The following is a 20912-nucleotide window of genomic DNA, read 5'->3' on the forward strand; positions in this document are numbered from 1 at the left end:
TGGAAGCTCCGGGCTAGGATGCTTCCACTGATTTGGTTACATGTGCAACACACTGTACAACTGCCATAGTCCGGCCTATACTTGTGCAGTTTAACGTACATGTTGGGGTGTTATGAAAGTTGTCTCTTTTACCGAAGCCAGAAATAGCTTAAAAGCGGTGCTGGACGCTGTGGTGAATGACGCTGACACCACCGTCATTACACGGCGTGACGCCGAAGATGCGGTGGTTATGTCACTCGACTACTACAACAGCCTGATGGAAACCGTACATTTACTGCGTTCACCGGCTAACGCCGAGCATTTGCAACGCTCTATCGCCCAGTACCACGCTGGCAAAGTTACAGCGCGAGAGTTGGTGAGTGACTAGTCGCTTACTGTGTTGGACCGATGAAGCCTGGCAAGATTATTTGTACTGGCAAAACCAGGATAAAAAAACGCTGAAACGCATTAATAAACTGATTACTGAAGCGAAGCGCAGCCCGTTTGACGGCATTGGCAAGCCTGAGCCGTTAAAGGAGAATTTATCCGGTTTCTGGTCACGCCGCATTGATGACACCAACCGGCTGGTCTATGCGGTTGACGATGCTGCGTTAACCGTTATTTCCTGCCGTTATCATTACTAGAGTCCGCTGAAGCAAATCAAAGGTCGTAACCCTGATGTGCTCACCGCAGCAACTCCTTGTGTTATTTAAACCTGACATGATGATAAGCAGAACTGTCAGATGAAGTAACAGGCTCTGTTAGCGCAGCCCTGGAGTGTCTGACCGCAGGCGTAAGCCGCAGGGAGTTGCCAGGGCGAGCACATCAGAGGCTGTTACTTCGCTGTTTTAAATCATTTATTAGCCAACAAATAATCCAGCGCACCCACTACAGCCGCCACTTGTGCCTGAATACACTGCTCTGGCGTGGCGCTGGGGCTGTCCGGGTATACTTCGGTGGTACTGACCAACGGCGCATCGGTGACACTACCGCATAAACCCAACGTCGCTTTGGCGTAGTTAATCACACCAAACTGCGCAATTTTCTCGCCAATCAGCTCGCCGTTTTCATCCGCTTCAGCAATATGGGTTACTTTAGCAACACTGTCGATAATGGCTTTTTGCAGCGCCGGGCAGGGGTGTTCACTGTCATCCACGGTGTAAAACCCATCCGGGATATTCCAGTTTTTATTCACTGTACCATCTCGCGCGGCCTTGGCCGGGCGAAACTCGCTGTTGTCTGAGTCGGTGGTTTCGTGCAGATCAATATGTAGCGCAAAGGGCGTATTCAGGCTGGCCAGATACTGGCACACTAACTGTGCTTCAGCGGCCTTACCGTCGGCGGCAAAGCTGCGGTTAGGATCTATCGCTTCGGGTGTCCAGCGGTTAATGGTTTCATATCCCCAGGGGCTAATGCAGGGCAACACCAGTATATTAAGGTTATCGCTGTAGGCTTTAGCCTGGCTTTGTAAAAAACGCAGCGCACCATGCACACCGCTGGTTTCATAACCGTGCACACCGCCGGTGACTAAAACAGTCGGCTTGTTGCTTTGCCAGTTACGGTTTTTAACGGCAAACAGCGGGTAGGTTTTGCCACTAACGTGGCGGTAATCCAGCTCGCCGTATTGTTCAACGTCAAAATCGGTTGTTAACGCTTCTATCGCCGGCAAGACTTCGGCAAAAAAACTACGCTTTACGCTTTGCTCGCTTAACCACTGCGCGATTTGTGCCGCGCCCCAGGCCTGGCCGACAGTACCAATATGATAAATTTTATCCATGCTCACCCCGCTGATGAATCGAAAACTATCAGCTGCCAGCGGCAGCTTTGTTCAGTGGCGCGACTTTAGCATTTATTGGTAATGGCTGGCTATTGGTGCCGGTCGTGGCATCGGTGCATGTCAGCGGTTTTCCAGCCGGTTATAGTCCAGCCAGCCGCTGTCTACCGGGTGGTTTTGCCTAAACTGCTGGTTGAGTTTATCGCTAAAAGCCCAAAAGTCGGGCTGGCTGCGCCTGATGCCAAAGTTATCCAGCAGCCCGGCGTAATCCTGCTCACTGCTAATTTGCTGCGCCTGCGCCACCAGTTTGGCTAAGTCGGCTTCTTTTACCCGCCAGAAGGCGTTGGGGTAGCTGCCCAGCAGGCCGTATACCAGCGTCATATTATCCTCGGCCGGGTTGCGGTTGTCGGCTTCGCTAAACAGGCTATTGACGTTGTAATGTGCGCTGTTGCGGATAAGGGTAAATAGCTGCGCGGCGCCGCCGTTGTCAGGCTCTACCATGATCATCGTCAGCTCTGGCAAAGTCGATGCGGTAACGCCCTTCAGTTTGCCCAGCTCTGCCAGCAAGGAACGGCTATTAGCCGTTAAACCAGCATTCGCCAGCTGATAGCGTGTCGGCTGCACCTTCGCTAAATGCACAGCAAAGCGCTGATACAGCTCGGCTTTGGGCTTATCGGTACTAAAGCTTAAGCCACTGGGCTGGGTAAAAGAGTTGATATCATCGCGGATAAAGGCGGTCAGCTCGACGCCGGCTTTTTGATACCAGTTATTAAATTCACGCCGGCGCTCATCCGGTGGTAAAAACGCCAGAAAATTCGACTCGCCTTCCATACGCAGAAAGTCCATATACAGCCGCGTCATCAGCTGATGGCCATAGTTGCCGTAGACATCAAAGCCGGCTACCAGCAGGTAATGAATACGCTCCAGCAGCGCATAATCAATCACCCAGGCCGTTTTCGGCTGCTGGCCAACCAGACCTTTTACTACGGTAGCGTTATCAAAGTGGCGGAACACCGTCAGGCTGGCGTTGTCGTTACTGCCATCGCCCTGCCACAGGCCTTGCTCGGTTAAGTGGCGGCCATCTTTGAGTGCCTGGTTTAAAAAAGCACTGCGCGCACGGACATAATTGCCCTGGCGTTTGGCAAAAGCGACCCAGCTTAGTGCCAGGGTGCTGCTGTCTTTCTCAGCCGGTAGCCGCAGGTTATCGCGCTGCGACAGATAAAACGCCTCAACATCTTTGCTGCTGGCCATCTCGGGGGCAACAAAGTACACCCAGAAGTGGTCGTTAATTACATTTAGCGCGACCTGACCGCGGCACACCGGGCCTTTGATATAGCCCATAATGGTATTTTCCGCCCGTTCCAGCATAAAACGGTAGCGTGCATTGACCGGCAGCTGGGCAAAGGCGGTGAGCGGGTTAGCGGCGACTTCGGGCTCGTAGCCCGGCAGTTCAGTTACCTGGTAGTCGGCGTTAACAAACCACTGCTGCCATTTGGCCAGTAAATCGGCATTAATGTCATAAGGTTGGTGGGTTTTATTGACAATAGTGGCACTTAGCGGCAACAGCCGGTAATAAGGTCGTGTCACGCCCGGATCATCAAAGGGCCGGCGGCTGGCAATCACTTCAATGGGTTTGCCGGGTGGCGTTTTTGAGCGTACCAGCTGATAAAACTGCGGCGTTTCTTGTTTGGTATGCAAGGCGCTGAAATACAGCTGCGAGGTAAATAAGTGCTCAAAAATATAGCGCGCACTGAGCTGCCTATTCAGATCATCGGCATTTAGCCACTGTTCCAGTTTGGCCACTTCGGCTTGTTGCTCAGCGCTAAGTGGTGCAGAGGCTGGCATGGCAGCGCCTTGTTTAAGCCAGTTTATCAGTAACTGATGCTCTTCACTGCTTAGGGCTGGCAGGCCATAGGGCATGCCGGCTAAAGGTTGGCGGCGGGCAAAGTGGTCAAACTCTTCAATGGTGGGGCAGCTTTGCTCGCGGTTCAGGCTAAAATCAAATGCTTTGGGCAAAATGCTGCTGTCGGGCAATGGCTGTTGCTGTTTAAGCTCGAGCATTTTAGCCAGTACCGAGGCCTGGGTGTTGGCCGCCGGGTTTTGGCTGCGCTCGTTTAGCACCGGAAAAAAGCCGCGTTCGCGCCACTGTGTTGTGCTGTACGCATCCAGCATCAACCGGTTCGGTGTCGCGGCCAGTAAGCGGGTGCCATCATACACTTTTTCTTTATGGGCGCCGCGTGCTATGCCTTCCGTTGAGGTCATATTCAGCTGGCACGGCGAGTCATAACAGGCATGGCACACCACGCAGCGGGCATCAATAAGTGGCTTAATGTGTTGGCTAAAGTGCTCATCTGCGTCGCTGCTGATGGCGGCGCGGTTATCCGGCGTGGCACGGCCGTATTGTTTATCCAGCTCCAGGCCAGCCAGTGCTGCGCAGCCAGCGCAGACCAGTACCGTTAATACCAGCCAGGTTTTCCAGTTGCGCTGTGGCATAGCCGCTCCTGCTATCGGGTTTTGCTTATGCTAGCGCGTTTAGCCCAGCTTGACCAATTTGTGGCCCTGGTGCTGGCGTGGCTGTGGTAGCGCGTTCTCAAATGACAGTGGCTGTGCTAACCTGCCAGCATGTTGTTTTGCCAGAGAATTCGCATGCCTGAAGCCGGTTTTGTTGTCATCCACGCCAATCAGCTGGAAACGCTGCGAGAGTTACTGGTGCAGTGGCTGAGCAAGCAGCCGGTGCCGGTGCTGGGCACCGAGCAAATATTGGTACAAAGTAATGGTATTGCCCAGTGGCTGAAGATGGCACTGGCCGAAACCGGCAACGGCCACCCCGGCATTGCCGCTGGTTTAAAAGTGGAGCTGCCAAACCAGTTTGTCTGGCAGCTTTACCGCGCTGTGCTGGGCGATAGTATTCCGAAAAGCCTGCCGTATGACAAACTGAATTTAAGCTGGCGTCTGCTTGGCTTATTGCCCAAGTTAACCGATAGCGTGTATCAGCCGCTTAAACGTTATTTGCAGGATGACAACGATGGCCGTAAAAGTTATCAGCTGGCGCTGCGCTTAGCGGACTTATTTGACCAGTATCAGGTATACCGCGCCGACTGGCTGCAAAGCTGGCGCGATGGTGACAATGCCCTGCCGGGCAGTAAGCAACTGCAGGTGCCGGACGATCAACTGTGGCAGCCGGCATTGTGGCGTTTGCTGCAAAGCCAGATGAGCAACATGCTTGGCGAACTGGCATTTTCCAGCCGCGCTGATGTGCACAATAAAGCCCTTAGCGCGCTGCGGCAAGGTCAGCTGGCGCGGCCCGACTTACTGCCCGATCGCATCGTGGTGTTTGGCGTCTCGTCCTTGCCGCAACAAACGGTAGAGCTTTTAGCGGCGCTGGGCGCGCAGCGCCAGGTGCTGCTTACCGTGCTTAACCCCTGCCGGCATTTTTGGGGCGATATCAGCCATGTTAAAGATGAGGTGCGCACCGCGCAAAAACGCCATGGCCGCAAACCGGGCCTGCCGCCGGTGCTGGATACCGATGCCTTGTATTTACATGCGCCGGTACTGCTGGCCAGTTTAGGCAAGCAGGGGCGTGATTACATCAGCTTGCTGGATGGTTTTGACAGCAGCGAGCAATACCGGCACTGGTTTAATGGCCGCATTGATTTATTTGCTGAGCCGGTAGCCGATATCAGCGCCTTACCGCTGTTGGCGCAGCTGCAACAAGATATGCTGGAGCTTAACCCGACGCCAAACCCGCCGCGGCTACTCAGTGCAAATGACAACAGCATTAGCTTTCATATAGCGCACAGCCGCCAGCGTGAAGTAGAGATATTGCAGGACAACCTGATCGCCGCCTTTGCCGCCGACCCTGAGTTAAAACCGCGCGATGTGATTATTATGACGCCGGATATCAGCCTGTACCAAAGCCATGTGCATGCCGTGTTTGGCCGGCTGGCGACCGATGATGCGCGCTTTTTGCCCTATACCTTAGCCGATCAGAGCCTGCGCGGCAGCCAGCCGCTGATGCTGGCGCTGGAATACCTGCTGGATTTACCGCAGCAGCGTTTTAGTTTAAGCGAAGTATGCGATTTGCTGGACGTGCCGGCCATTCAGCGCCGTTTTGGCATCAGCAGCGAGGCGCTGCCGCAGTTACGTTTATGGCTAACTGAAGCTGGTGCCCGTTGGGGGCTGGATGCACAGCAGCGCGCCAGCTTAGACTTAGCGGCGCCGGGCAGTCAGTACAGCTGGATGTTTGCCATCGAGCGTATGTTGCTCGGCTTTGCCATCGGCGAGGTTGACAGCTGGCAAGGCTGTGCGCCCTACACTGAGGTAGCCGGCTTAGCTGCAGCAGAGCTTGGGCCTGTGCTGCAGTTTGTGCAGCAGTTAAAGCGCTGGCAGCAGAGTTTTAGCGCTGAGCAAAGCCAGCGTGGCCTGGCGGACTGGCAGCAGTTGCTGTTGGGTGATAACGGCCTGCTGCCCAGCCTGTTTGATTTTAGCGAAGCGCAGGATCAGCAAATATACGCCCGGCTTAGCGATGCCATGGCAACCTTAGTTGACGCAGCGCAAAGCGGCGATTTTAGCGGCAGTGTTAGCCTGGCGGTGCTGCGCGAAGCCTGGCTGGAGCAGGCTGGCAGCAGTGGTTTAAGCCAACGCTTTTTAGCCGGTAGTCTGACGTTTTCTACCTTAATGCCAATGCGTGCCATCCCGTTTAAGCGTATTTATCTGCTGGGCTTAAATGATGGTGACTATCCGCGTTCAAGAATGCGTGATGATTTTGACTTAATGGCGCACGATTACCGCCCCGGCGATCGCTCGCGGCGCGATGATGACCGCTATTTGTTTTTAGAGGCGCTGCTAAGTGCACGCGAGGCATTGTATTTAAGCTGGGTTGGGCGCGATATCCGCAATAACAGCGAGCTGCCGCCCAGTGTGTTGCTAAGCCAGTTAATGGATCTGCTCGACAGCGGCTGGCAGCATCCGTGCACTAAAGCCGTATCAAAAGCCTTATGCCATAGCTACCCGCTGCAGCCGTTTTCGCCGCAGTATTTTAATGGTGCTCTACCAACTTACGCCCATGAGTGGCAGGCTGCCCATCAGCCAGCGCTGGCACTGAGCGCTGCCAGCGACGTTGAGCTTGAATACCCACTGTTAAGCCTGCGTCTGCTGGATGACTTTCTGGCCAACCCGTGCCGGCATTATTTGCAACAGCGCTTTAAAACCCGTTTTTACCCGGCTGAATTAGCCAGTGAAGATAGCGAACCCTTTGTGCTGAATACGCTTGAGCGGTATCAGCTAAAGCAGCAGCTGCTGTTACAACTGTTAGCCGAGCCAGAGCTGGATATCGACCAGGCGGTAGCCGCGCTTGCCGCCCAGGCCAAATTGCCATTGGCGCTGTTTGGGCAGCTAAGCGCGGCCGAAATTAGCCGTGAGGCCAAAGTGGTGTTTGCCCGCTACCAAAGCTGCGGTATTGCCTGGCAGCAGCGCAGTACACCGCTGCTATTGACGCTGCAACCTGCCGGCATAGCGCTACACGACAGCCTGAGTAATGTGTTTCAAAGCCCGGCCGGGCAGCAGGCACTGCTGCAGCTTAGGCCCAGTGCTATCCGCAATAAAGGCGAGCTGCGCTGGCATACGCTACGCAGTAGCTATGTGCAGCAACTGGCCGCCAATGCCCAGGGTGAAGCGGTCAGTACTTATCAGTTTGGCCTGGACGATGCGGTGCAGCTATTACCGCAGGCGCAAAGCCAGGCCAGTGCCCAGTTAGCCAGTCTGGTCAGTTTTTGGCAGCAGGGGCTGGCTGCGCCGCTACCGGTGATGCCAAAAACCGCGCTGTGTTTTCTGCAAACGGGCGATTTAGCCAAATGCCGCGAGCAGTATGAGGGCGGTTATAGCTTAACGGGCGAGCTGGACGGCGCCCCCGAGCTGGCGCGCTATTATCCGGATTTTGCCAGCCTGCTTGCTGCCGGTTTTACCGACTGGGCAGAAAAGCTATATGGCCCTATGTTGCAATTGCCGGTAGCAGAGCTTGGCAAGCAGGAGGCTGACGCATGACTGAGGTGACCTTACTGGACCCGTTACAGTTTGAACTGCACGGCAGTCGCTTAATTGAGGCCAGCGCCGGTACCGGTAAAACCTATACCCTGGCGGCACTTTACCTGCGCTTGGTACTGGGCCATGGCAGCGCACACAGCCGCTTTAATCAGCCATTACTACCGCCACAAATTCTGGTGGTAACCTTTACCCGCGCGGCGACGGCTGAACTTCGCGACCGTATTCGTGCCCGGCTGGTGCAGGCCGCCAATGCCTTTCGTTTGGGCGCAAGCGAGGATGACTATTTAACGGCCCTGCTGCAGTCTTATACGCCAGAGCAGTATGCTGCTTGTGCCAGCCGGCTCAGCATTGCCGCCGAATGGATGGATGAAGCCGCCATTTTTACCATTCACAGCTGGTGTCAGCGTATGCTGGCCGAGCATGCGTTTGACTCGGGCATGCGCTTTGGTGAAGCACTGGCCGATGACAGCCAGCAGCTATTGCACACCTTAGCTTGTGATTACTGGCGCCGTTTTCTCTATCCGCTTGAAGAGCCTACGGTACTTAAAGCGCTGGGCGCGGTGGCAAACTCACCTGAAGATCTGCTCAGCGATGTGCGGCCCTGGCTGGCGGCCGACGCGGTAAATATCCGTTTTAATGCTGGCGGTGCGCCGCTGCCTGCGCCGCTGAGCCCGGCTGCAGCGGCCCTGCCCCTGCAGCAGTGGCAAAGTCAGATGGACGCGCATTGTGCTAAGTTGCAAGCCGCCCTGAGCCCGGATGCACTGCAGCTGTTGGACGATGCTTACGCCAACGGCTGGTTAAACGGCAATAAATACCGTGCCGCCAGTTGGAGCAGCGAGCGGCAGTGGTGGCAGCGCATGCTGGCCGAGCCCAGGCTGTTGCATAACAGCGAACCGGACTTTGCCGCCATGGTGGAAAAATTCAGCGCCGACAAGTTAGCCGCCGGGCAGAAAAAGGGCCAGCCGCTACTTAGCCACCCGCTGTTTGAGCTGTTTAACCACAGCCTTGCGCTATTAGGCAGCAAGCCCGAGCTGGCGCTGGCCGTGCGACACCATGCGGCGCTGACACTGGTAGAACAGTTTGAATGGCACAAAAGGGCGCGCGCCGAGCTGGATTTTAATGACTTGCTGCTAAAGCTGCACGCGGCCCTTAGCGGCGATGGCGGTAGCGTGCTGGCAGCAAGGATCAGGGCGCAATATCCGCTGGCGATGGTGGATGAATTTCAGGATACTGATCCGCTGCAGTTTGCTATTTTTCGCGCCATTTACCCCGAAGTGAACAGCCGTGATGCCGGCCTGATTATGGTCGGTGATCCCAAGCAGGCGATCTACAGCTTTCGCGGCGCCGACTTGCATACCTATTTACAGGCACGGCAGCTCACCCGTGGCCGCCATTACAGTTTGGCCACCAACTTTCGCTCCACCAGCGCATTGGTTGAAGGGGTAAATCAATTATTTAACGGTGCTGAACAGCAGCGCGGCGCCTTTGGCTTTGGCAACGCTTCCAATACCGCCTTACCGTTTTTGCCGGTTAAGGCCAGAGGCAAGGATGAGCAGCTGCAACGCAGTGGCAAGGCTGTCGCCGCCATCAATTACTACCTGGCGCCCAATGAGCCTGGCGAATTAAAAAAAGGCGGTTATCAGGCTCTGATGGCACAGGGCTGCGCCGATGAAATTGCTGGTCTGCTGCAGCAGGCGCAGCAGGGCGAGGCCGGTTTTCGCTCTGCTGATGGCTTAACGGCGCTGCAACCGGCCGATATTGCCATTTTGGTGCGTGATAAAAACGAAGCGGCGCTGATCCGCCGTGAGCTCAGTGCACGCAATGTGCGCTCGGTGTATTTATCGGATAATGAGTCGATATTTCAAAGTGCCGAGGCGCAGGCGGTATTCTTCTGGCTGCGTGCCTGTCAGCAGGTAGAAGATGAAAGCCTGCTGCGCGCGGCACTGGCGCTGCCGCTTAGCAGCAACAGCGATGCCCAGTTATGCCAGTGGTATAACGACGAGCTGGCCTGGGAGCAGCTGACCGAGCAGGTACGGCAGTTCCGCCATATTTGGCGCAGCAAGGGCGTGCTGGCGATGCTTAGCAGCTGGCTGCATTACTTTACCTTACCGGCGAAATGGCTGGCACAGGAGCAAGGCGAGCGCCGGTTGACTAACGTGCTGCACCTGGCTGAACTGTTGCAACATGAAAGCCAGCAGCGCGATGGTGAAAGTGGCTTGCTGCGCTGGTTTGGCGAGCAACTTACCAGCCCGAAAAGCAGTGACGAGCAGCAGCTGCGCCTTGAGAGCGATCAGCAGCTGGTGCAGGTGGTCACCATTCATAAAAGTAAGGGGTTGCAATATAACCTGGTGTTTTTACCGTTTATCTGCGGTTTTAAAAGCGTGAAAAAAGGCCAGCCGCAGCGCTATTTTAACGGCTCTGACATGGTGCTGGACTTAACACCGGATGATGCGGCTTTACAGCAGGCCGAGCGCGAACGGCTGCTGGAAGATATCCGCTTGTTGTATGTCGCCCTGACGCGGCCGGTGTATGCCTGCTATCTCGGCCTGGGGCTGTTTAGTGAAGGGGCAGCGAAAAACAGTAAATTCAGCCAAAGTGCGCTCGGCTATTTGCTCGGCGTGTCGGAATCGCCGACGCTGGCCGAGCTAAACAGTTTACTGGCCGCCTTGCCGTGGCAAGCGCAGCCGTTGCCGCCGTTTTGCCGTTACACGCCAGCTAAGACACAGACAGAGCTGACACCGGCACTTCAGCTGAACCGGGCGCTAAAACGCGAGCACTGGTGGATCGCCAGTTATTCGGCGCTAAAAACCGCTGAGCTGCAAATGCCTGCTCAGACAGCGCAAGCAGAGTCGCCGGCGGCCGATACGCCACTGCTGGCGCTGCTGCAGGAAGAAGCGTTAGAGCAGCCGGCGTACAGTGAGCAGCAGGAGTCGATACACGATTTTCCGCGCGGCGCCTTGCCAGGCACCTTTTTACACCAGCTGCTGGAAGATGCGCAGCAGCATGGCTTTGCCCGTTGTGATGACGCGGCGATTGCCGCTATATTGCCGGCGCAATTGGCACGGCAAAACTGGCAAAGCTGGCAGCAAGTATTAACGCAGTGGCTAAGCCAGATGCTGCAAACACCCCTTAAGGCGGTGGGCAGCAGCTTAGCCGCTGTTAGCCAGGTACGCGCCGAGTTGGAGTTTTGGCTGCAAAGCCAGCAGGTTAATGTACTTAAGCTGGATAAACTGATCACCCAGGCGATATTGCCGGGTGTGGCGCGCCCGGCGCTGCTGCCCGACACGCTAAACGGCATGCTAAAAGGTTTTATCGACTTAACGCTGCAAGGCGCTGATGGCCGTTACTGGGTGCTGGATTATAAATCCAACTGGCTGGGGCCGGATAACAGCCACTATAGCCTTGATAGCATGCAGCAGGCGTTGCTGGATAAACGTTATGACGTGCAGGCCGCGCTGTATTTACTGGCACTGCACCGGCTGTTAAAGCAGCGCCAACCCGGTTATGCGCAGGCGCCAGAGCAGTATATTGGCGGCGCCCTGTACTGGTTTATTCGCGCGCCCGAGCAAGGCCAGTTAGCACTTCATGCTGATATGCCACTGCTGTGGCAGTTAGATGCACTGTTTGCCGGTGAGGAGGTAGCCGATGTCACAGCGTGAGCAACTGGATTTATTTGCCAGTCAGGCTAAGCCCAAGGCCGGGGTACTTGAGGACTTAACGCAAATGCAGGCCCTGTTGCAGCGCTGGGTAGAGCGGCGCTGGCTGCGGGCTTTAGATGCACAGCTGCCACAAACGCTGCATCAGTTAAGTGCTGAGCCAAACCCGCTGATCTGGCTACTATGCGCGCTGCTGTGCCATCAGTACGGTCGTGGCCACAGCTGTATTTTGCTCAGCGATTTAGTCGACGACCCCGACGGTTTGCTGAGCCTGCCGCCGCAAAACCAGTTTTTACAACGCTTTGGTGATAGACCCTCAGCGATATTGCATGGCCTGACACTGCAGCATTATCAGCAGGCGCTGACACACAGCCGCTGGCTGACGAACGACGCCAGCAGTGCCGCACCTTTGGTACTCAGCGACAACCGGCTGTATTTGCACCGGTTGTATCAGGCTGAGCAATTAGTTAAACAGCAGCTACATAGCCGGGTTGCCGCGCAGCTGCCGTTAGCTGGCGCCGTGGCGGCAAAACTGGCTGAGCTGTTTACGCCAGCGCCGGCTACAGACATCGATTGGCAGAAACTGGCCTGCGCTATGGCGCTGCAGCGGCGCTTTAGCATTATTACCGGTGGCCCCGGTACCGGTAAAACCACCACAGTCGTGAAGCTGTTGGCGCTGTTGCAATATGGCGCAGGTCTTGAGCAGCGGCTACTGAATATCAAACTGGCGGCGCCAACCGGCAAGGCCGCGGTGCGGCTGGTGGAGTCCATTAGCGGTGCGCTAAACCGTTTGCCTGCTGAACTGAGCGCTGATATTCCGACCGAAGTCACCACCTTGCACCGCTTATTAGGAGCGCTGCCAAACCGGCGCAGTTTTAAGCATAACGGCCAAAACCCACTGCAGCTGGATGTGCTGGTGGTCGATGAAGCCTCGATGATCGATTTAGAAATGATGGCGGCGCTGTTAGATGCCTTACCGGCGCAGGCACAGCTGGTGCTGCTGGGTGATAAAGATCAGCTGTCGTCAGTAGAAGCTGGCTCAGTGCTGGGCGATTTATGCCGTGGCGCGGATCGGGGCGCTTACCACGCCGAAACCCTTCAACTGTTAGCGCCTTATAGCGACGTTGCGCTGACTGAATATGCCGGCAGTGGCAGTGCGCTGAATCAGGCCACGGTGATGCTGCGCCATAGCCACCGCTTTGATGCCCAATCCGGTATTGGCGTGTTGGCTGCCGCCGTTAACCGGGGGGATACCACAGCACCTGCGCTATTTGCGCAGTTTGACGATATCAGCTTATTACCGGGGCAAAGCGTCACGGCGTTAAAACCGCTGGTGCTGGCCGGTTTTAGGCAGTATCTGGCACTGCTGGATCAACACGACGCCGATGCCGATAGCTGGGCACATAGCATACTGCAGCGCTATAGCCAGTTTCAGCTGCTGTGTGCGCTGCGCAGCGGCGACTGGGGCGTAGAGGGCATTAATACTAAGGTGGGGCAGTGGTTAACCGACGCCGGTTTAGTGGACGCCCGCCAGCTATGGTACCCCGGCCGGCCGGTGATGATGCAGCGCAATAATTACAGCTTAGGCTTAATGAACGGCGATATTGGCATAGCGCTGGTGCAGCCACACACTGGCCAGCTTAGGGTCGTGTTTCAGCTGGCCGATGGCCGGATTAAATGGGTGTTGCCCAGCCGTTTAACCGAGGTGGAAACCGCTTTTGCCATCACGGTGCATAAATCACAGGGCTCGGAATTTAACCACTGTTGTTTAGTGCTGCCGCCGGATAACAGCCCGCTGTTAAGCCGCGAACTTTTGTATACCGGCATTACCCGCGCCAAACAGCAGTTTAGCCTGCTCTGCGCTAACCCGGCGCTGTTGCAGCAGGCGATAGCACGGCGGGTGGCGCGCAGCAGCGGGCTTTAGTGGCCGGTTTTTAGCAGTCTTTGTAACATTGACAGCGCCAGTTGCACCTTGGCGCTGTCGCGCGGTGTTTGTTTGGTCACAATAGATTGATTAAACGGGTACTGATACTCGTTGGCGTTGAGATAACGCAGCTGGCCGCTGTCGACATAGGGCTTGGCAATTTCTGCCGGTAAAAAGCCGATATAGCCGCCGGATAACAATAACGCCAGCCGGGTATCAAACTGATAAGCCCGGGCGCTGGCCTTAAGCTTTTGCAATTGCTTGCGCCCTTCCGGGTTAATGTCGACGCCGGGATGAATGGCCGGGTACTGCGCCAGCAGCTCGTCATTGATGGCGCTGTCGGCCATGTTGAACAGCGGATGCGCGCTGGCACAGCATAAAAAAATCGGCGTACTGAATACATGCTGATATTGCAAACCATCAATCTGGCGATAGCCCGGCATCAGCGCCAGATGGGCCTGATCCTTTAACAGCGCCAGTTCAATTTGCTGCAGTGGCAGCACATCCAGCGCCAGTTGCAGCTGTGGAGCCTGCTGTTGCAGCATGGCACAGAGTTTACTTAGCAGGCCCAGCCGCGATTGATCCAGCTGATCGGCAGTTAAAATCACCAGCTCACCGCTTAATGAATCGGTTAAACCGGCTACCAGCTGGCTAAATTGCTGATGCGCCTGCTCCAGTTGCACAATGGCGTTATACACCGCCTGGCCTTCCCGCGTTAGTGAAAACCCCTGCCGACCGCGCTGGCACAGGGTTAGCTTTAAACGCTGCTCCAGATTAGCAATATGAATGCTGATGGTGGAACGGCCGATATTCAGCTCGGTCTCGGCCGCCGTAAAGCCACCGCAATCCACTACTGTCTGAAAAATCCGTAACAGTTTAATGTCATGTTGGGTCAGGTTTTTCGGCAATCTGGCCATATAGGTTGAATAATTTAAAAGTAAGCGTTGAATGTTTGATATTTAAACCGGTCTGCTAACATGATGCAATAGTCTTAACGGTGTGGAGTATGTAATGAAGCAGATCACAGCAAGCGAATTAGTTAAAAACAGCAGTTATATCAATGGCCGCTGGTGCGATACGCCAGCAAGGTTCGCCGTAGTGAACCCGGCTAACCAGCAGTTATTGCTTGAGGTGGCCGATGCCGGTGCTGCCGAGGCCGAGCAAGCCGTACTGGCCGCCAGCGCGGCCTTTGCCAGCTGGGCCGCATTGCCGGCGGCCAAACGTAGTGAGCTGCTGCTGCGTTGGTATCAACTGGTGATGCAACATCAGCAAGATTTAGCCCGTTTACTGACGTTGGAGCAAGGTAAGCCACTTAGTGAAGCAAAGGGCGAGATAGCCTATGGCGCGTCCTATATGCAGTGGTTTGCCGAAGAAGCCAAGCGGTTGTACGGTGATACGATACCGGCACCGTCAGCCGATAAACGTATCATAGTGCAGCGCCAGCCGGTCGGGGTGGTAACGGCCATTACGCCGTGGAATTTCCCTAATGCGATGATTGCGCGCAAAGCCGCCGCCGCGCTGGCCGCCGGTTGCAGCTTTGTAGTGAAACCGGCGCAGCAAACGCCGTTGTCAGCACTGGCACTGGCTGAACTGGCAGAGCAGGCTGGTATTCCAGCTGGTGTATTTAATGTGGTAGTGGGTAGCGATGCCAAAACGATAGGCGCGGTATTAACCCAGCACCCTAAAGTCGCCAAATTCAGCTTTACCGGCTCTACTGCCGTGGGTAAGCAGCTGCTGAAACAATGTGCCGACGGCGTAAAACGGGTAACGATGGAGCTGGGCGGCAATGCGCCCTTTATTGTGTTTGACGATGCCGACCTGGACGCTGCCGTGCAGGGCCTGCTGGCATCCAAGTTTCGTAATGCCGGCCAGACTTGTGTCTGTGCCAACCGCATTTTAGTGCAGCGCGGCGTCTATCAGGCTTTTGCCGATAAGCTGGCCATTGCCATCACGTCGCTTAAGGTCGGCGATGGTGTAAACAGCGACAGCCAGATTGGGCCCTTAATTGATGACAAAGCGCTGCAGAAAGTCACTGCTCTGGTGCAAGGCGCGGTGGCTGAAGGCGCCAAATTGCTGTTGGGCGGTAGTAGCCACAGCGCCGGTAAACAGTTTTTCCAGCCGACTTTAATTACTGAGGTCAGTGCTGATATGGCGATAAGCAAAGAAGAGATTTTTGGCCCGGTAGCGCCGTTAATGGTGTTTGACAGCGAGGCCGAGGCCATTGCGCTGGCTAACAGCACCGACTATGGCCTGGCGGCCTACTTTTACAGCCGCGATATTGGCCGGGTGTTCCGGGTGGCACAGCAACTACAGTTTGGCATGGTGGGTATTAACGAAGGCATTATCTCCAATGCGGCCGCGCCTTTTGGCGGTGTTAAGCAATCCGGCTTTGGCCGTGAAGGCGCTAAATACGGCCTGGATGACTATACCGATATTAAATACCTGTGTTTGGGTGGGCTTTAACAAGGTAATTTTATAACAAGGCAGTTTTATGACGAATCAGCAGCTACAACAGCGTAAGCAGGCGGTTATCGCCCGAGGCCAGGGTAATGTGTATCCGGTCTATGTGCAGCAGGCGAAAAATGCCGAGCTGTGGGATGTTGAGGGCAAGCGCTATATCGATTTTGGCACCGGCATTGCTGTGTGCAATACCGGCCATGCGCACCCTAAAGTGGTGGCGGCAGCGCAGGCGCAGCTGGCGCGCTTTAGCCACAGCTGCCTGATGATTAACCCCTACGGGCAGGCGGTTGAGCTGGCAGAAAAGCTGACTCAGCTGGCGCCAGGTAGCAGCGCCAAGAAAGCCATTTTTGTCAGCACCGGCGCCGAAGCGGTTGAAAACTGCATTAAAATTGCCCGCGCCCATACCCGACGTCGCGGCGTGATTGCCTTTAGCGGCGGCTTTCATGGCCGCACCAATATGACGATGGCGTTAACCGGCAAGGTCGCGCCTTACAAAACGCTGTTTGGGCCTTTTCCGGCCGATATTTACCATCTGCCGTTTCCGATGGCACTGCATGGCGTCAGTACCGAGCATTCATTGGCAGCTCTGCATAAGCTGTTTAAGGTCGATATCGCGCCGGAAGATGTGGCGGCCATTATTATTGAACCGGTGCAGGGTGAAGGCGGCTTTTATCCGGCACCGCCTGAGCTGCTTAAGGCGCTGCGCCAAGTTTGTGATCATCACGGCATAGTGCTGATTGCCGATGAAATTCAAACCGGCTTTGGCCGCACTGGCAAGCTGTTTGCCATGGAACACAGTGGTGTTGAGCCGGATCTGATGACGATGGCCAAAGGTATCGCCGGTGGCTTACCGCTGGCGGCAGTAGTGGGCAAAAGCGACATTATGGATGCACCGCTGCCGGGTGGTTTGGGGGGCACCTATGGCGGTTCGCCGGTAGCCTGCGCTGCCGCGCTGGCGGTACTGGACGTGATTGAACAGGACAAGCTGTGCGCACAGGCGAATATTATCGGTGAAGCCTTTGCCGCGCGTTTAACCAGCTTGCAGCAGCTATTTCCTGATCGTATTGCTGACGTGCGTCAGCTGGGTGCGATGATCGCGGTCGAATTTATGTACCGGCGCGAGCCCGACGTGGCCTTAACCCAGCAGATCATCGCCCGCTCTGCTGAATACGGCCTGATTTTATTGTCCTGCGGCTTTTACGGCAATGTGCTGCGCTTTTTACCGCCGCTGACGATAGAAGCCGACATACTGCAGCAGGGGCTGGACAAGCTGGATGTGTTACTACGTTCGGTATTAGTGGCTTAATTTTGTATAAATTTTGATAAATTAAGGTTGCAAACTACACTTTTTGTTTAGCCTAAGGATAGCTAAACATGTTTAAGCGCTTTGTGTTATTGCTGTTGCTGTGCTGTACATCATTGCAAGTTTCGGCCAAACCCGAGCTGCTATTGGCGGAAACCTACAGCGACAGTATTGATGTACAGCAGTATTGGATCAGTGAAAAGCTCGACGGTGTGCGTGCTTATTGGGATGGTAAACAGCTTATCTCACGCGGCGGTAATGTTATTGCCGCACCGGATTGGTTTGTCGCCGGTTTTCCGGCCCGGATGCTGGATGGTGAGCTGTGGCTGGGGCGGAATCAGTTTGCAGAAACCTTAAGTATTGTCAGTAAACAGCAGGCAGTTGACAGCGAATGGCAACAGCTTAGCTACTATATTTTTGAACTGCCGCAGGCGCAGGGCAATTTTACTGCGCGTATTGAGGCGATGCAGCAGCTGGTTGTGCAGCAAAACAGCCGCTATCTGAAGATGGTGCCGCAGTTTCGGTTGCAAACCACTGCTGCATTAAAAGCCAAACTGGCCGCTCTGGAGCAGGCAGGGGCTGAAGGGTTAATGCTGCATCGACAAGATGCGCTGTACAGTACAGGGCGCAGCAGTGCTTTGTTAAAGCTGAAATCCTATCAGGATACCGAAGCCGAAGTCATTGGCTACCGGCCAGGCAAAGGTAAGTATCAGGGCATGGTGGGGGCATTAATTGTTAGAACGCCAGAGGGCAGAACCTTTGCCCTTGGTAGCGGGTTAACCGATACTTTGCGACAGCAGCCGCCAGCAATAGGTACCCAGGTTACCTATCGCTATAACGGCTTAACCCGCACAGGGTTACCGCGTTTTGCCCGTTTCTTGCGGATTAGGCCGGGTTTGTAATAGCTTGCACTTTAGCCGCCATTTTGCGAGGATCTGCCAGCGTTATTTTTCCATGAAGTGAGGACGACCTCACCGCTCTATGTCATACGGGGACGGCCCCAACTGAGATGGAGTGTTCTATGTATTGGCTGGTGTTAATTATCGCCGGTGTGTTAGAAGCAGGCTGGCTGATTGGTATTGAAAAATCAGCGTCTTTTAGCAAAATCCCCTATGTTATCTTCGCCGTGGCCTGCATGAGTGCAAGCTTACTGCTATTTGGTATCTCGCTAAAACAGATACCGGCAGCAACCGCTTATCTGGTGTGGCTGGCGGTGGGTGTAGTGTCTATTACGTTGATTAACCATCTGTTTTTTGAGCAACTGATTACCGGCCGTCAGCTGTTTTGTTTTGCCCTGATTATCTGTGGTGTAGCGGGGTTAAAACTGTCTGGTTAAATCATCACAGAGTCCGACTAATGAGGTGATTAACAGTAATATTCACCTCATTATGTGAGCAGATTATTCAGGTTAATCAGTTGTTGTGCAGTGATGAATACACTGGCTTAACCTGTCACCTCTACCGGCAACGGTGTTGCAGCTCGGTATGACAGGTCATCGTAGTAAAACCTTTTAAATCTGCGGATCAACGCCAGCGATATTTCATCTTCTTTAACTAAGCGTTGCGTAACATCCATATTGGCAGCGCGCAGTATGTCGGCATGTTTTGTTAGTGCGGCTTCGGCCTGGGCTAAGTTGCCGTCAAAATCGGCGGGTACAGTGCCCAACAAATTCACCTGATACTGCTCGGTATCGTTAAGCTCTGCAAATGGCAGAATTTCAACATACATACCCGACAACACGTTGTTGGCCTTTTTCGCCTTGTCGCGCAGCGCACCCCTTGGGTCTGCTGCATCAATTCTGTTGTTAAACGCTGTGGGTAGTGCAGGGCGGGAATAGCGTGCGGCCAGCCAATCAGCAAAGTGACGCACGTCGTATTCTTGCATTTGTCTATCTGTGGTAGGACTTAGGCCTTGCAGAAGTGTTTTAGGCACGAATAGCTTTTCAAAGGCTTTTATTTCAATATGTTTTTCAGCCGACATATCGGAGCCGGGCAGACGCTGAATAAATTTGCTGTGAAGAAGGCGAGCGTTTTTATTGTGCTGGTAGTTACCGTCAGGTTTAGCAATTAACCTGGCTGCGTAAACTTCAACATGCGGGTCCAGCTCCAGGTTGTTGTTGGCAATATCACAAGACTGCGAGGCGACAATCAACACAAAGGGCTGGTTGATTGTCACGCCAATTTTTGCACAAATATGGGTTGCGTCAGCGTCGCTAAAGAGTGAGCCTTGCTGCCATCCATTTTGCTCCAGCGCACTGCCAATCATGCCGGTTGTCTCCTTTACGCAAAGGGATCAGCCAGCGACCGTGCAGGCTGGTGTTGCAGGCTTAGTCGGGTGCCGGCAAACAACAAGGTATTTTGGTTTGCACCATTTCGCAGCAGTTCAAGCAGGGTGTTCCCCTCTAATACCGGCGTGTTCAGCAATTCAGTTGGTTTGGGTAAGCCACTCTTAGCCCACTCATTGGCCGTAAGCTGTAACTCATGGATGCGATTAAGTGTTGCCGTGCGAGGGGCCGCGCTGCCATCTATCCAGTTGTAGATACTCTTACGCGTGCTGCCAATAACCTCAGCCAATTGCTCTTTGGTTAAACCGAAGGTGGCGCTTATGGTTTCAATCGCTACAGCAAGCGAATTACCTTTGCTGATCACAAAAGACACCTTTGCACCACTGGGTGACTGGCTGTAACTAACGGTAGCCGTACCACCAGAGCCTTTTAATATACCGGGTAAAGCGTAGCCAACTTCATCCTTAACCAAATTAATTGACGTCGGCATGCGTCGGTAGCTGGTGTTTAATTGCTGCCAGTCTGGGCAATCAGCGTTCCATTCTGCGGTTACGACCATTTTGCTTCCCTCGCATAGTCTGTAGTTACCTGCCAAAACGCGGCCCTTGACGCTTCATGCAGGGCATCTAATCTTGTCAGTGCTTGTTCAAGCTCAAATGTCACCGACTCCTCGCCAGCTTCCCAGATATGATCAAAATCTAACAGCAGCCGTTCGGTCGCGGCCTGATCACGAGCAATATGCACCGGCACATTGCCAATGTCAGGTGGGCAAGTCAGCGGCATTACACCAAACCAGGATCGAATACACAGGGTTCCGCTTTGGGTTTGAATATAGTTTTCTGTTTTTAAATGGCGGGTGCTGCCAAGGCTTTGCGTTGCTGCAGTTGGGATAAATTTTTCATCAACCAACTGGGAGAACTGCTCGTTGTTTTCTGTGGTAACTAAATCACAGTAGCGCAGGCCGATACGTAACAGCAAAGACGGCTCTACTATTTCAATAACGGTTTGCAGCGCATGTTTGCAGGCCTCAGCAAAGCCATCAAAACGCGGATAGTCATTGGTAAAGTACACCAGTTTATCCTGGCTAATATCTATCGCATGCTTTTTATCGCCGGAGATAAACGACCAGCGATGGCTGGACGCAATTTCAAACTGATCGGCCTGCACATGGATAGATTGCTCAGTACTTTTGCGAAACGTAGGGTACTGCCTGCGCAGCGCCTCCTGCAATTTTGGAATATATTGCTCAATTTGCAGGATCTGCGAAAAACGAAACTCGACAAGCACCAGTTTAAGCGGCTGGTTTTCAAGCTTTCTGTATTCAGTCACACCCGTTATCCTTTTGGTTTAGCTAACAGCGGCATAAAATTATACACGAAATTATACACTGCAACTATCAATCTATGTGACAACGGGGTTTTAAGCAAGTTTCGGTTTTGAAAAAATGGTCGCTGAGTGCAACACGATAATGCTAAGTTAGTTCATTCACG

General features: G+C 54.2%; 15 protein-coding genes. 9 read left to right on the forward strand and 6 right to left on the reverse strand.

Annotated features, from left to right (window positions below; translation table 11 throughout):
• The first annotated feature begins 112 nt into the window (after positions 1 to 112).
• Both EYB30_RS01820 and EYB30_RS01825 read left to right on the forward strand, forming a co-directional pair.
• Positions 113 to 367, forward strand: coding sequence for a type II toxin-antitoxin system Phd/YefM family antitoxin (locus tag EYB30_RS01820; protein ID WP_166836433.1), 255 nt, complete (start codon positions 113 to 115; stop codon positions 365 to 367).
• Complete coding sequence (locus EYB30_RS01825; protein ID WP_166836435.1) at positions 360 to 623, forward strand: Txe/YoeB family addiction module toxin; 264 nt, start codon at positions 360 to 362, stop codon at positions 621 to 623. The genes EYB30_RS01820 and EYB30_RS01825 overlap by 8 nt, the downstream gene beginning before the upstream one ends.
• A gap of 209 nt (positions 624 to 832) precedes the next feature.
• Here EYB30_RS01825 and EYB30_RS01830 read toward each other — a convergent pair whose 3' ends face one another.
• Positions 833 to 1756, reverse strand: a complete 924-nt coding sequence (locus EYB30_RS01830; RefSeq protein WP_166836437.1) for a M14 family metallopeptidase — start codon at positions 1754 to 1756, stop codon at positions 833 to 835.
• A 120-nt stretch (positions 1757 to 1876) separates the two neighbouring features.
• Entirely contained in the window at positions 1877 to 4246 is a 2370-nt protein-coding gene (locus EYB30_RS01835; protein WP_166836440.1) for a fatty acid cis/trans isomerase, read from the reverse strand.
• Between the two features lie 153 nt (positions 4247 to 4399).
• On the opposite strand from EYB30_RS01835, the gene recC reads away from it, so the two are divergent.
• Genes recC through recD form a run of 3 tightly spaced genes read left to right on the forward strand, consistent with a single transcriptional unit; the run spans position 4400 to position 13375 of the window.
• Positions 4400 to 7795, forward strand: coding sequence for an exodeoxyribonuclease V subunit gamma (gene recC, locus EYB30_RS01840; RefSeq protein ID WP_166836442.1), 3396 nt, complete (start codon positions 4400 to 4402; stop codon positions 7793 to 7795).
• Positions 7792 to 11454 carry an exodeoxyribonuclease V subunit beta gene (recB, locus tag EYB30_RS01845; RefSeq protein WP_166836444.1) on the forward strand — a complete coding sequence of 1221 codons (3663 nt, stop codon included), beginning with the start codon at positions 7792 to 7794 and terminating at the stop codon, positions 11452 to 11454. The genes recC and recB overlap by 4 nt, the downstream gene beginning before the upstream one ends.
• Complete coding sequence (recD, locus tag EYB30_RS01850; RefSeq protein WP_166836446.1) at positions 11441 to 13375, forward strand: exodeoxyribonuclease V subunit alpha; 1935 nt, start codon at positions 11441 to 11443, stop codon at positions 13373 to 13375. The genes recB and recD overlap by 14 nt, the downstream gene beginning before the upstream one ends.
• On the opposite strand, the gene EYB30_RS01855 is transcribed toward recD, so the two are convergent.
• Positions 13372 to 14292 (reverse strand): LysR family transcriptional regulator, encoded by a 921-nt coding sequence (locus EYB30_RS01855; RefSeq protein WP_166836448.1) that lies wholly within the window; start codon positions 14290 to 14292, stop codon positions 13372 to 13374. The genes recD and EYB30_RS01855 overlap by 4 nt on opposite strands.
• Positions 14293 to 14386: 94 nt before the next feature.
• On the opposite strand from EYB30_RS01855, the gene EYB30_RS01860 reads away from it, so the two are divergent.
• From EYB30_RS01860 to EYB30_RS01875, 4 genes are all read left to right on the forward strand, one after another.
• Entirely contained in the window at positions 14387 to 15838 is a 1452-nt protein-coding gene (locus EYB30_RS01860) for an NAD-dependent succinate-semialdehyde dehydrogenase (protein WP_166836450.1), read from the forward strand.
• Between the two features lie 28 nt (positions 15839 to 15866).
• Complete coding sequence (gene gabT, locus EYB30_RS01865; protein ID WP_166836452.1) at positions 15867 to 17141, forward strand: 4-aminobutyrate--2-oxoglutarate transaminase; 1275 nt, start codon at positions 15867 to 15869, stop codon at positions 17139 to 17141.
• A gap of 68 nt (positions 17142 to 17209) precedes the next feature.
• A complete protein-coding gene (locus EYB30_RS01870) occupies positions 17210 to 18040 on the forward strand; it encodes a DNA ligase (protein WP_166836454.1) in 831 nt (276 codons plus the stop codon).
• A gap of 119 nt (positions 18041 to 18159) precedes the next feature.
• Positions 18160 to 18474, forward strand: coding sequence for a DMT family transporter (locus EYB30_RS01875; protein ID WP_166836456.1), 315 nt, complete (start codon positions 18160 to 18162; stop codon positions 18472 to 18474).
• Between the two features lie 107 nt (positions 18475 to 18581).
• Here the strand turns inward: EYB30_RS01875 and EYB30_RS01880 are convergent, their stop codons facing one another.
• From EYB30_RS01880 to EYB30_RS01890, 3 genes are read right to left on the reverse strand one after another with little or no spacing between them, the layout of a single operon-like run.
• Positions 18582 to 19403: a hypothetical protein gene (locus EYB30_RS01880; RefSeq protein ID WP_166836458.1), complete on the reverse strand. Its 822-nt coding sequence runs from the start codon at positions 19401 to 19403 to the stop codon at positions 18582 to 18584.
• A 14-nt stretch (positions 19404 to 19417) separates the two neighbouring features.
• Complete coding sequence (locus EYB30_RS01885) at positions 19418 to 19981, reverse strand: helix-turn-helix domain-containing protein (RefSeq protein ID WP_166836460.1); 564 nt, start codon at positions 19979 to 19981, stop codon at positions 19418 to 19420.
• Positions 19972 to 20751 carry a TIGR04255 family protein gene (locus EYB30_RS01890; protein ID WP_166836462.1) on the reverse strand — a complete coding sequence of 260 codons (780 nt, stop codon included), beginning with the start codon at positions 20749 to 20751 and terminating at the stop codon, positions 19972 to 19974. Before EYB30_RS01890 ends, EYB30_RS01885 begins: the two co-directional genes overlap by 10 nt.
• Between the last annotated feature and the right edge of the window lie 161 nt (positions 20752 to 20912).

The sequence above is a fragment of the Rheinheimera pleomorphica genome (genome assembly GCF_011634895.1).
GTDB lineage: Bacteria > Pseudomonadota > Gammaproteobacteria > Enterobacterales > Alteromonadaceae > Alishewanella > Alishewanella pleomorphica.